Origin of the sequence: Rhodococcus sp. KRD197, from assembly GCF_017168235.1 — a bacterium.
Taxonomy (GTDB): domain Bacteria; phylum Actinomycetota; class Actinomycetes; order Mycobacteriales; family Mycobacteriaceae; genus Rhodococcoides.
In genome coordinates this window covers 278,466-290,215 of sequence record NZ_JABFAO010000004.1, presented here as the reverse complement: position 1 = coordinate 290,215, position 11,750 = coordinate 278,466, and the positions used below count along the sequence as shown (strand labels likewise).

The following is an 11,750-nucleotide window of genomic DNA, read 5'->3' as shown; positions in this document are numbered from 1 at the left end:
GCCTGCGGAGACTACTTGATGATCTTGGTGACGCGACCGGCGCCGACGGTACGACCGCCCTCGCGGATAGCGAAACGCAGGCCCTCGTCCATGGCGACCGGCTGGATCAGCGTGACGGACATCTCGGTGTTGTCACCGGGCATGACCATCTCGGTGCCCTCGGGGAGGGTCACAACGCCCGTAACGTCCGTGGTACGGAAGTAGAACTGCGGGCGGTAGTTGTTGAAGAACGGCGTGTGACGGCCGCCTTCGTCCTTGGACAGGATGTAAGCGTTGCCCTCGAACTCCGTGTGGGGAGTCGTGGTGCCCGGCTTGATGATGACCTGTCCACGCTCGACATCTTCACGCTTGATGCCACGCACGAGCAGACCGACGTTGTCGCCAGCCTGGCCCGAGTCGAGCAGCTTGCGGAACATCTCGATGCCGGTGACCGTGGTCTTGGTCGAGCCGGGGCGGATGCCGACGATCTCGACCTCTTCGTTGACGTTGACCGAGCCGCGCTCGATACGTCCGGTGACGACCGTGCCACGACCGGTGATGGTGAAAACGTCCTCGACGGGCATGAGGAACGGCTTCTCCGTCTCACGGACCGGGTCCGGGATGGAGTCGTCGACGGCCTGCATGAGCTCGGCAACGCTCTCGGCCCACTTGGGGTCACCCTCGAGTGCCTTGAGTGCGGAGACCTTGATGACCGGTGCGTCCTCGTCGAAGTCCTGCGCAGCGAGAAGCTCGCGGACCTCCATCTCGACGAGTTCGATGATCTCTTCGTCGTCGACCATGTCAGCCTTGTTGAGTGCAACGAGGATGTACGGCACGCCGACCTGCTTGGCGAGCAGCACGTGCTCACGCGTCTGCGGCATCGGGCCGTCCGTAGCTGCCACGACCAGGATTGCGCCGTCCATCTGAGCCGCGCCGGTGATCATGTTCTTGATGTAGTCGGCGTGACCGGGGGCATCGACGTGCGCGTAGTGACGCTTTTCCGTCTGGTACTCGACGTGGGAGATATTGATCGTGATACCACGAGCCTTCTCTTCCGGCGCCTTGTCGATCTCGTCGAAGGCCGAGGCCTCGTTGAGGTCCGGGTACTTGTCGTGCAGAACCTTCGTGATTGCTGCAGTCAGCGTCGTCTTGCCGTGGTCAACGTGACCAATGGTCCCGATGTTGACGTGCGGCTTCGTCCGCTCGAACTTCGCCTTCGCCACTGTGTGTCCTCCTGGACTGTTTGGTGCTTGCGTGAAATGCAGCAGTGCGGTTGTCTCGTACAGCTCTTGTGAACTGCATGGTCGTACGGTGTTACAGATCCAGCGTGTCCAGCTTGCGGAGAACTATTCTCCGGTCGCCTTCGCGATGATTTCCTTCGCGACGTTCGCAGGAACCTCGGCGTAGGAATCGAACACCATGGAGTAGTTAGCGCGGCCCTGAGTCTTCGACCGAAGGTCTCCGATGTAGCCGAACATCTCCGACAGCGGAACCAGTGCCTTGACGATACGGGCACCGCTGCGTTCCTCCATGGCCTGAATCTGACCACGGCGGGAGTTCAGGTCGCCGATGACCTCACCCATGTAATCCTCGGGCGTGATGACCTCGACGGCCATGACGGGTTCGAGAATGACAGGGCCGGCCTTGCGGGCGGCTTCCTTGAACGCTTGTGAGCCGGCGACCTTGAAGGCCATTTCCGACGAGTCGACATCGTGGTAAGCACCGTCGAGCAGTGTCACCTTGACGTTGACCAGAGGGTATCCGGCGAGGACACCGTACTGCATGGCGTCCTGAGCTCCGGCGTCCACCGAGGGGATGTACTCCCTGGGGACACGACCACCGGTGACCTTGTTCTCGAACTCGTAGGTAGCACCATCCTCGCCCTCGAAAGGCTCGAGCTTGATGATGACCTTCGCGAACTGGCCGGAGCCACCGGTCTGCTTCTTGTGGGTGTAGTCGTGCTTGTCGACCGTCTTGCGGATGGTCTCGCGGTACGCGACCTGCGGCTTGCCGACGTTGGCCTCGACCTTGAACTCGCGACGCATGCGGTCCACGAGGATGTCGAGGTGCAACTCGCCCATTCCGCCGATGACGGTCTGGCCGGTGTCCTCGTCCAGCTTCACCGAGAAGGTGGGATCCTCTTCGGCGAGCTTCTGGATAGCTGTTCCCAGCTTCTCCTGGTCGGACTTGGTCTTCGGCTCGATCGACACCTGGATGACCGGGTCCGGGAAGCTCATGGACTCGAGGATGATCTGGTTCTGCGGATCGCAGAGCGTGTCACCCGTCGTGGTGTCCTTGAGCCCGATCACGGCGTAGATGTGACCGGCAGACGCGGTCGCGATCGCGTTCTCCTTGTTGGAGTGCATCTGGAAGAGCTTGCCCAGACGCTCCTTCTTGCCCTTGGTCGAGTTGATGACCTGAGCGCCGGAGTCGACCTTGCCCGAGTACACGCGCACGTAGGTCAGCTTGCCGAAGAAGGGGTGCGTCGCAATCTTGAACGCGAGAGCCGCGAACGGCTCGTCTGCGGACGGCTTGCGAGTGATCTCCTTCTCCTCGTCGCCGACGGCGTGTCCGATGGTCTCGGCAACGTCGAGCGGGGACGGAAGGTAGTCGATGACTGCGTCGAGCATGGGCTGAACGCCCTTGTTCTTGAACGCGGAGCCACAGAGAATCGGGTACAGCTCGCTGTTGACGGTCATCTTGCGGATGGCTGCCTTGATCTCTTCGATCGTGAGCTCTTCGCCGCCGAAGTGCTTCTCCAGAAGCGCCTCGTCGGACTCGGCCACGGTCTCGAGCAGCATGGTGCGGTACTCGTCTGCACGCTCTTTGAGGTCTTCCGGGATCTCCTGGATCTCGTACTTCTCACCGAGCTTGGTCTCGCCGCTCCACACGAGCGCCTTCATCTGCACGAGGTCGATAACGCCCTCGAACTCGTTCTCAGCGCCGATCGGCAGCTGGATGACCAGCGGCTTGGCCCCGAGACGATCGATGATGGTCTGCACGGTGTAGTAGAAGTCCGCGCCGAGCTTGTCCATCTTGTTGACGAAACAGATGCGCGGCACGTCGTACTTGTCGGCCTGACGCCACACCTGCTCGGACTGCGGCTCGACACCCTCTTTGCCGTCGAACACGGCAACTGCGCCGTCGAGCACGCGGAGTGAACGCTCGACCTCGACCGTGAAGTCGACGTGACCGGGCGTGTCGATGATGTTGATCTGGTTGTCGTTCCAGAAGCACGTCGTGGCAGCAGAGGTGATCGTGATGCCACGCTCCTGCTCCTGCTCCATCCAGTCCATGGTGGCTGCGCCATCGTGAACTTCACCGATCTTGTACGAGATACCGGTGTAGAAGAGGATGCGTTCGGTAGTGGTGGTTTTACCAGCATCGATGTGAGCCATGATGCCGATGTTGCGGACCTTGTTGAGGTCGGTCAGCACGTCCTGTGCCACGAGTTAACCCGCCTTGGTGTTGGAAGAGGTATTACCTGAGCTGGTCAACGCTTCGGCGGCACCGGATGTTTCTTCGATGCCGCCGAAGCGAGGAGATCACCAGCGGTAGTGCGCGAACGCCTTGTTGGCTTCAGCCATCTTGTGCGTGTCCTCGCGACGCTTCACAGCGGCACCGAGGCCGTTGCTCGCGTCGAGCAACTCGTTGGCCAGACGCTCGACCATGGTCTTCTCACGACGTGCACGCGAGAAGGTGACCAGCCAGCGCAGTGCCAGCGTGGTGGAGCGGCCGGGGCGAACCTCGACGGGCACCTGGTAGGTGGCGCCACCGACACGACGGCTGCGAACCTCGAGGGCCGGCTTGACGTTGTCGAGTGCACGCTTGAGCGTGACGACGGGGTCGGTGCCGGTCTTCTCGCGTGCCTGCTCGAGAGCCTGGTAGACGATGCGCTCGGCGGTGGACTTCTTGCCGTCCATGAGGATCTTGTTGACGAGCTGCGTGACCAACGGCGATCCGTAGACCGGGTCGTTGATCAGCGGCCGCTTGGGTGCTGGGCCCTTGCGTGGCATATCAGCTCTTCTCCTTCTTGGCGCCGTAGCGGCTGCGTGCCTGCTTGCGGTTCTTGACACCCTGGGTGTCGAGCGAGCCGCGAATGATCTTGTAGCGCACACCCGGGAGGTCCTTCACACGACCACCGCGAACGAGCACCATGGAGTGCTCCTGCAGGTTGTGGCCTTCACCGGGGATGTAGGCGGTGACCTCCACTGCACTGGTCAAGCGCACACGCGCGACCTTACGCAGAGCGGAGTTCGGCTTCTTCGGAGTGGTGGTGTACACGCGAGTGCACACACCACGGCGCTGGGGACTGCCCTTGAGGGCAGCGGTCTTGAGCTTCGCAACCTTGTCGGTGCGACCCTTGCGGACCAGCTGGTTGATAGTTGGCATGAACCGGCTTTCTTCGTGTCGCGAGTCTTTACTTGCAAAGACTCAGGGATCTAGCAGTTGGAGCAAGAGAACACTGCTCCTCACCCGGTACTGCTGCTGCTCCAGTACTTCTACCGCGGGTCTCTTGCACCCCGAGGTCGGGTGTGTCGCATACCCCCACACGGCAGCCGTTGCGCTTGCTCTGAATCGGAACATGAGCACGGCTGTACCTCGCATAGGCACACAGACGGACCGGCCAGGCCGGACACGACCCATAACGATACCCGGCGGCGCGGCCTCGGGTCAAAACGCCCCCTGTTGTGTTAGTAGGCGGCTATCGACTCACGTCGATCGTCAAGTCCATCAACGCAAGTGCGGCCTCGCAAGGATCAGGCGTCGGAGACCCGGGCTCGTACTGCACCCACCATCCTACGATTCCCGAATCCGGCGATCCGGCGGTGACACCACAGGATGCGGGATCGGCGGGCGGCTGCGTCCGCAAGGCTCTTCGCCCTTGCACGGTGATATCGGAGACCGTGTACTCGAGCCCCTCGTTGGCCTCACGTTCGACCTCGAGCGAACCGTTCTCGAACCAGTTGAACGTGACCTTGACGATGCCGTCTCCACCGGCGACGTCCCATCTGCAGATGGCGCCGAAGAAGCCGCGAGCGATGGCGTCGCCACCCACTGTCTCGGCGATCGTGTCGTCGGCGACGGCGTCGCATTCGGTGAGCAGGTCGGTGAACTCCGAGTCGATCGAACCGTCGAACGATTCGGCTCGAGGCGTGCCCTCGACGGTGGTGCTGCAGCCGGCCAGCAGCACCACTGCCCCTGCCAACGCCACTGCCACCCAGGCCCGCCTCACCGCGCACGCTCGACGGTCAGTTCGGCCAGTTGCATCGCGACGTCACAGGGATCTGCCATCGGGGTCAGATCCCCGTAGGTGACCGACCAGTGGATGAAATCGTCCCCGTATTGCACGCCGATCTCGCACAGGTAGTCCTCGGTCGCGGCGGCGAAGCCCACCTGCCCGTCGATCTCGATGTCCTGAGCCGGACGGCCGATCAGTTCGGATCCCGATCGTTCGCGGTCGATGGGACTGCCGCGGTACCAGGAGAAACTGACCGACGGACCCGTGAAGCCCGCGGTCTCCCATTCGCAGCCGACCGAGTTGCGGGTGATGGAGGTGAACGCCTGCACAGCGAAGGCGTCGAGCACCTCCTGATCGCCCACCGAACCGCACTGGCCGAAGAAGGCACCCGATCCGCCGGAGCCGCTCGCGTCCTCCGCCGGCGCGGCGTCGCCATCACTGGCTCCGCAGGCCGACAGCGTCACCGCGAGAGCAACGCCCACAAGCACTTTCACTCGCATCATTCGACCCTAATGGAGGCGTCGTCCCTGTACGTACACCTCGGTGATCGCGGGCTCCCGCATGGCCATCAGCAACCGGAAGAGTGTCTGGTCGCGGGCGAGTTCGGGGTCCTCGGACTGCACGCCGTGCTCGAGCAAACCCGCCAACGGTGGCCACTCCGCAGGGTCGACGACAACGAAATCGGCTTCTTTGCCCACGTCGAAGTTGCCGATGCGATCCTCCATGTCGAGTGCACGCGCCCCGGCGAGAGTGCCGGTGAACAACAGCTCGGCCGGGTGCAGCGATACAGCGTCCTCCCCCGCCTCGGACATGTGGACCTTGAAGGCGTCGCCGAGCACTCTCGTCAGCAGAAACTCGTCCCCACCGCCGTAATCGGAACCGATGGCGATGTTCACCCCGGCAGCGACCGTCCGCTTCCACGGCATGGTGCCGGAACCGAGAAATTGCTGCGAGGTCGGACAATGCGAAATCGACGTCCCGGTCTCGGCCATCCGCGCGAGTTCGGTGTCCTGACAGTGCACGGCGTGTGCCAGGATGCTGCGCCTACCGAGCAGACTCTTCCCGCCGACGGCCGAGCCGGGCATGAACTTGCCGTCGTAGGTGTCGAGATACGTTTCGACCTGATAGGCATCCTTGGTGGTGGCGACCTCGCCGGACCCGGGCCGATCGTTCTCGTTGAGGTGACTGTGGAAGTACACCCCGCGATCGCGCACCGAGTCGTAGAGCTCGCCGAGATTTTTCAACGTTTCTCTTGTCACCGACAGGGAGAACCGAGGTACGACGGCCACATGCAACAGAGCGGTGCCGACGTCTCCGGTGTCGGCTGCGTGCCATTTCTCGATCTCCTCCGACACCAGGCGAACAGCATCACCCTCGCTGGTCACGAGCGCCTGGGCCGAGTCCGGGCCGGTGGTCTGCACTCCGCGGCCACTGACCACCCGCAGACCTCGCCGCCACGTCTCCGCGAACAGAGCGTCCTGGGCGTGCGGAAATGCCGAGCCGAACACCATCGCCTGCGTCGTGCCGGCGGCGATGCGTCGATCACAGAAGGCGACGGCGGCTGTAGCTGCAAAGCTCGGGTCGGCGAGCAGCGTTTCGGAGGGGAAAATGCACGCATCGAGCCACTCGAGCAGTTGGCCGCCGCCGTAGGCGTCACCGGCGAAGGTCTGCGGGAAGTGCACGTGGGTGTCGACGAAGCCGGGCAGCAGAAAGCCGGGCCGGTGATCGAAAACCTCGAAACCCCCGACCTCCGAATCCCCGGCCTCGACATCGGCGAATGGGCCGCAGTACGTGACGCGGTCACCGTCGACGACGAGTGCGCCGTCCGGGATGGACACCAACGCCTCGGCCGCACCGGTCACCGTCGGAGATCCCCCGATGTGGAAGATATGGCCCCGGTGTATCTGCCTCGTGTGTATCTGCCTCACGGTCAGAGCGAACCACGACGCACATATTCTCGCTCAGCGAGCGGTCTCAACCGCCTGAGGCTACTACTTCGGTCCGAACCCTCAGACTGGTTTCGAGGACACCGGCCCACGCGCGGACGATCTCGCTGCGCCTGCGTGAATCGTCACTGAGAACGTCGGCGAGACCGAGACCGCGAGCCAGGTCCAGCGTGGCCTGCACCAGGCGGTGGGTCTGTGGGTCCCTGTCGTCGACGCCGAGTTGTTCGACTGCCATGCGGTGCGCGACGCGCCCGAACTTCTCCTCGAGCGGGAGCACGCGGGCGCGCATCTCGGGGTCGGCGGCCGCGGCGGTCCACACTTGCAGCGCCGCCTTGAAGGTAGGCCCCGTGTAGTACTCGACCAACCGTTCGACGACGGCCTCGGTCCGAGCGGGCCCGTGCGGCAGATCGGAGGACTCGCGTCGGGCGTCGTCCATCCGGGTGTCGAACATGTAGTCCAGGGCGGCGGTGATCAGGTCCTCACGCGTCGGGAAGTGATGCTGCGTCGCGCCGCGAGAGACCCCGGCGCGTTCGGCGACGACACCGACCGTCGTGGCCGACCACCCCTGGTCGGCCAACGAATCGATGGTCGCCTCGAGCAGTCGAGCTCGCGTGGCCCTACTGCGATCCTGCTTGGGTTCACGCGCCGTCACCATCTTCGCTACTTCTCCCCTGAACTCCCAGCCACCCAACTGGGCGGTCTTTTCTGCAGAAAGGACATCATCCCCTCTCGCGCCTCCGCTGATGCAAACAGGCTCGCAGAACGGTCCGACAGCTCGGCGCCGCGCGCGTCGAAATCGTCGACAATTGCGGCGGTGGTCAGTCGTTTCGACTCGGCAAGTCCCTGCGGCGAGCCCTGACGAAGAGCACTGAGCAGATCCTCGACGGCGGAGTCCGGGTCGGCCGAGGCCAGGGTGATCAGCCCCATGGTCTCGGCCTCGTGGGCACCGAACTTCTCACCCGTGACGAAGTATCGACTTGCCGCTCGCGAGGTCATCCGAGGAAGCAACGTCAGCGAGACGATCGACGGCGCCAAACCCAACCTGGCCTCGGTCAACGCGAAGGTCGAACCCTGCCCTGCGACGACGATGTCGCAGGCCCCGACCAGGCCCATTCCTCCCGCTCGCACGTGGCCGTCGATCTTTCCGACGACTGGTTTCGGGGTCTCGAGGATCGAACGCAGCAGCCCGAGCATCTGCGCCGTTCGACCTTCGACGGTGCCGCCTGCCTCGCTGAGGTCGGCTCCCGCGCAGAATGTGCCGCCGGTGTGGGTGAGCACGATCGCACGCACGTCCGGGTTCTCGGTCGCGGCGGACAATCCAGCGGTGAGTTCTTCGACGAGCTGCGTCGAGAGTGCGTTCCTGTTGTGCGGGGTGTCGAGAGTGAGAGTGGCGACTCCGTCGGCGATGCCCACCTCGACCGCCATCAGTACGACCTCGGCAGCCCCAGCGAATGCTGGGCGACGAAGTTGAGGATCATCTCTCGGCTGACCGGTGCGACACGCGCGATCCGCGCTGCACCGAGCATCGCAGCCAGGCCGTACTCCTCGGTCAGTCCCGCGCCGCCGTGGGTCTGAATGGCTTGATCGAGGGCTTTGATGCTGGCCTCGGCGGCCGCGTACTTGGCCATGTTGGCGGCCTCCGCGGCACCGAAATCGTCGCCGTTGTCGTAGAGCACCGCTGCCTTCTGCATCATCACCTTGGCGAGTTCGAGCTCGATCTTCACCTGCGCGAGGGGATGCGCGATGCCCTGGTGCGCCCCGATCGGGGTCTTCCACACCGTGCGCTCGTTGGCGTACTTCACTGCCGCGTCGAGGGCGTACCTGCCCATGCCGACGGCCATTGCCGCGCCGAGGATGCGCTCGGGGTTCAGACCGGCGAACAGCTGCATCAGCGCCGCGTCGGGCTCACCGACCAACGCCTCCGCCGGGAGTCGGACATCGTCGAGGAACAGCGTGAACTGATGGTCCGGTTCGATGATGTCCATCTGCATCTGTGTCTTCTGGAAGCCCTCGGCGTCGGTGGGCACGATGAACAAAGCAGGCTTGAGCTTGCCCGTCTTGCTGTCCTCCATACGAGCGACGATCAACACGGCATCGGCCTGGTCCACGCCGGAGATGTAAATCTTGCTGCCCCGGACGAGCCAATCGTCACCATCACGACGCGCTGTGGTGGTGATCTGGTGCGAGTTGGAACCGGCGTCGGGTTCGGTGATGCCGAAGGCCATGATCTTCGAGCCGTCGGCGAGCGCGGTGAGCCACGTCTGCTTCTGATCCTCGGTGCCGTACTTGCCGATGATGGTGCCGCAGATGGCCGGGCTGACCACCACCAGCAGCAGGCCTGCGCCGTGGGCGGCGAGCTCTTCCTGCACGAGCGCCAACTCGTAGATCCCGGCCCCACCGCCGCCGTATTCCTCGGGGAGGTTGACACCGAGGAAGCCGAGCTTGCCTGCCTCGTTCCACAGTTCGGTCAGCGGTTCCCCGCGCCGCGCGTTGGGCAGGACGTAGTCGATGTAGTTGTACCGCTTGCCGAGCGCGGAGACGGCAGCGCGCAGCCCCTTCTGCTCCTCGGTTTCGATGAAGCTCATGCGTTTTCTCCTTCTGATTCCGCGGACGCTGTCACTACTGCCAGGACTTGGCCGACCTCGACCTGTTGTCCCGCCACCACGTTGAGCTCGGCCACTATCCCGTCGGCGGGTGCTGTGACGGTGTGTTCCATCTTCATGGCTTCGAGCCAGAGGATGGGCTGGCCGGCGGCGACGGCATCGCCCTGGGCAGCTGCCACTCGCACGACACTGCCGGGCATCGGCGCGAGCAGTGAGCCGAGTGCTACTTCCTCGGTGGGGTCGACGAATCGCGGAGCCCTGGTCAGCCTCACGGGGCCGAGTGCCGAGTCGACGAAGACATCGTGACCGTACTGCGCGACCTTGAATGTTCGACGAATCTTGTTGTCGTCGAGCGTCACCTGTGTCGGCGTGTTCTCCACGAGCGAGACACCGTCGAGATCGGTCTTCAGTCCGTAGCGACCGAGGGTGTATTCGACGGTGATGTCGCTGTAGGTCTTTCGTTGGGGTTGCGATGGGAGGTTGCGCCACCCGCTGGGCAGTCCCTTGTTGACTCGCGCGCTGCGACGGTTGGTCGCCGCGTCGGCCAGTGCGGCCGCGAGTGCCGACAATTCGAGAGCACGGCCCGACGTGATGGGCTGCGCCAACACGTCGAGGCCGTGGGTGTCGAAGAACGCGGTGTCGGTGTCGCCGGAGAGGAAAGCCGGATGCTTCAGGATGTTGACGAGCAAGTCGCGGTTGGTGAGAAGGCCGTGAATCGTCGCTTTCTGCAAGGACTTCGCGAGCAGGTTCGCGGCCTGGTCGCGGGTCGGGGCGAACGAAATGACCTTGGCCAGCATCGGGTCGTAGTGGACACCGACAACACTGCCGGATGCCACCCCTGAATCCACCCTGATGCCAGTTCGGTCCAGCACGGTGAACTGCTGACCGGGAATCTCGAACCGGTACAACGCGCCGCTCTGCGGCCGCCAGTCCTGCGAAGGGTCCTCCGCGTAGAGCCGCACCTCGATCGAGTGTCCGCGGGTGGAGGGCTGATCGGCGGGTAGAGCTTCCCCCGCGGCGACCGAGATCTGCAGCGCAACCAGGTCGAGACCCGTCGTGCACTCGGTGACAGGATGTTCCACCTGCAAGCGGGTGTTCATCTCGAGGAAGAAGAAGTTGCCCCTCTCGTCGGCGAGGAACTCGACCGTGCCGGCGCCCTCGTAGCCGATGGCCTCGGTAGCGAGCCTGGCTGCCTCGAACAGGCGCTCGCGCATGCCGTCGATCCGTTCGACGAGCGGTGACGGCGCCTCCTCTACGACCTTCTGGTGCCGACGTTGGATGGAGCACTCGCGCTCTCCCACCGTCCACACCGTTCCATGGCGATCAGCCATCACCTGGACCTCGATGTGGCGGCCGGTTTCGATGTAGCGCTCACAGAAGACCGTCGAATCTCCGAAGGCCGACAGCGATTCGCGTTGCGCTGCTTCGATTTCGGACTCCAGGACGCCCAGGTCTCGCACGATGCGCATACCGCGGCCACCGCCACCGGCGGAGGCCTTGATCAGGACCGGAAGTTCGTCCTCGGTGATCGAGGCGGGGTCGAGCTGCGTGAGCACGGGAACGCCCGCGTCGGCCATCATCTTCTTGGACTCGACCTTCGAGCCCATCAACTCGATTGCCTTGGTGGGGGGTCCGATCCACGTCAGGCCCGCGTCCTGCACCCGACGCGCAAACTCGGCGTTCTCGGAGAGAAATCCGTAACCGGGGTGGATGGCGTCGGCCCCCGCTGCGGTGGCGGCGGCGATGACGAGCTCACCCTGCAGGTATGTCTCCGAGGAGGAGTTGCCGGGCAAGTGGACTGCGGCGTCGGCGTCGCGGACATGGGGGGAGTTCGCGTCGGCGTCGGAGAAGACGGCGACGGTATCGATTCCCAGGCTGCGGCAGGTGGCGAAGACACGGCGGGCGATTTCGCCGCGGTTGGCGACCAATACAGACTGGACAGGAGCGGAGCCTGCGGAGTGACCCAATTGGGCATTCACG

Annotated in this window: 11 protein-coding genes; all 11 read right to left on the bottom strand. The window is 64.0% G+C overall.

Going from position 1 to position 11,750, the window contains the following annotated elements; translation table 11 throughout:
• Nucleotides 1-11: 11 nt before the first annotated feature.
• The 11 genes from tuf to J1M86_RS07545 all read right to left on the bottom strand — a co-directional run bounded on the left by tuf (nt 12) and on the right by J1M86_RS07545 (nt 11,749).
• Nucleotides 12-1,202 (bottom strand): elongation factor Tu, encoded by a 1,191-nt coding sequence (tuf, locus tag J1M86_RS07595; protein ID WP_075839234.1) that lies wholly within the window; start codon nt 1,200-1,202, stop codon nt 12-14.
• A gap of 123 nt (nt 1,203-1,325) precedes the next feature.
• Nucleotides 1,326-3,428, bottom strand: a complete 2,103-nt coding sequence (gene fusA, locus J1M86_RS07590; protein ID WP_075839235.1) for an elongation factor G — start codon at nt 3,426-3,428, stop codon at nt 1,326-1,328.
• 96 nt (nt 3,429-3,524) lie between these two features.
• Nucleotides 3,525-3,995 (bottom strand): 30S ribosomal protein S7, encoded by a 471-nt coding sequence (gene rpsG / locus J1M86_RS07585; RefSeq protein ID WP_072690599.1) that lies wholly within the window; start codon nt 3,993-3,995, stop codon nt 3,525-3,527.
• A gap of 1 nt (nt 3,996) precedes the next feature.
• Complete coding sequence (rpsL, locus tag J1M86_RS07580; RefSeq protein ID WP_075839236.1) at nt 3,997-4,371, bottom strand: 30S ribosomal protein S12; 375 nt, start codon at nt 4,369-4,371, stop codon at nt 3,997-3,999.
• A gap of 313 nt (nt 4,372-4,684) precedes the next feature.
• The gene (locus J1M86_RS07575; protein ID WP_307786563.1) at nt 4,685-5,200 is read right to left on the bottom strand and encodes a DUF3558 domain-containing protein; all 516 of its coding nucleotides are present in this window, start codon (nt 5,198-5,200) and stop codon (nt 4,685-4,687) included.
• A gap of 11 nt (nt 5,201-5,211) precedes the next feature.
• Entirely contained in the window at nt 5,212-5,724 is a 513-nt protein-coding gene (locus tag J1M86_RS07570) for a DUF3558 domain-containing protein (protein WP_206509399.1), read from the bottom strand.
• Between the two features lie 6 nt (nt 5,725-5,730).
• On the bottom strand, nt 5,731-7,083 hold the full coding sequence (locus J1M86_RS07565; protein ID WP_187346744.1) for an amidohydrolase family protein: 1,353 nt from the start codon (nt 7,081-7,083) through the stop codon (nt 5,731-5,733).
• A 112-nt stretch (nt 7,084-7,195) separates the two neighbouring features.
• Nucleotides 7,196-7,822 carry a TetR/AcrR family transcriptional regulator gene (locus J1M86_RS07560; RefSeq protein ID WP_206509398.1) on the bottom strand — a complete coding sequence of 209 codons (627 nt, stop codon included), beginning with the start codon at nt 7,820-7,822 and terminating at the stop codon, nt 7,196-7,198.
• Between the two features lie 5 nt (nt 7,823-7,827).
• Nucleotides 7,828-8,592, bottom strand: a complete 765-nt coding sequence (locus J1M86_RS07555) for an enoyl-CoA hydratase family protein (protein ID WP_206509397.1) — start codon at nt 8,590-8,592, stop codon at nt 7,828-7,830.
• Nucleotides 8,592-9,752: an acyl-CoA dehydrogenase family protein gene (locus tag J1M86_RS07550; RefSeq protein ID WP_206509396.1), complete on the bottom strand. Its 1,161-nt coding sequence runs from the start codon at nt 9,750-9,752 to the stop codon at nt 8,592-8,594. The genes J1M86_RS07555 and J1M86_RS07550 overlap by 1 nt, the downstream gene beginning before the upstream one ends.
• Complete coding sequence (locus J1M86_RS07545) at nt 9,749-11,749, bottom strand: biotin carboxylase N-terminal domain-containing protein (RefSeq protein WP_206509395.1); 2,001 nt, start codon at nt 11,747-11,749, stop codon at nt 9,749-9,751. The genes J1M86_RS07550 and J1M86_RS07545 overlap by 4 nt, the downstream gene beginning before the upstream one ends.
• Between the last annotated feature and the right edge of the window lies 1 nt (nt 11,750).

Excerpts from the sequence above, each read along its gene's own strand:
- rpsG (WP_072690599.1), bottom strand. The coding sequence starts at position 3,995 with ATGCCACGCAAGGGCCCAGCACCCAAGCGGCCGCTGATCAACGACCCG.
- J1M86_RS07555 (WP_206509397.1), bottom strand. The coding sequence starts at position 8,592 with ATGGCGGTCGAGGTGGGCATCGCCGACGGAGTCGCCACTCTCACTCTC.
- J1M86_RS07550 (WP_206509396.1), bottom strand. The coding sequence starts at position 9,752 with ATGAGCTTCATCGAAACCGAGGAGCAGAAGGGGCTGCGCGCTGCCGTC.
- J1M86_RS07570 (WP_206509399.1), bottom strand. The coding sequence starts at position 5,724 with ATGATGCGAGTGAAAGTGCTTGTGGGCGTTGCTCTCGCGGTGACGCTG.
- J1M86_RS07560 (WP_206509398.1), bottom strand. The coding sequence starts at position 7,822 with ATGGTGACGGCGCGTGAACCCAAGCAGGATCGCAGTAGGGCCACGCGA.
- rpsL (WP_075839236.1), bottom strand. The coding sequence starts at position 4,371 with ATGCCAACTATCAACCAGCTGGTCCGCAAGGGTCGCACCGACAAGGTT.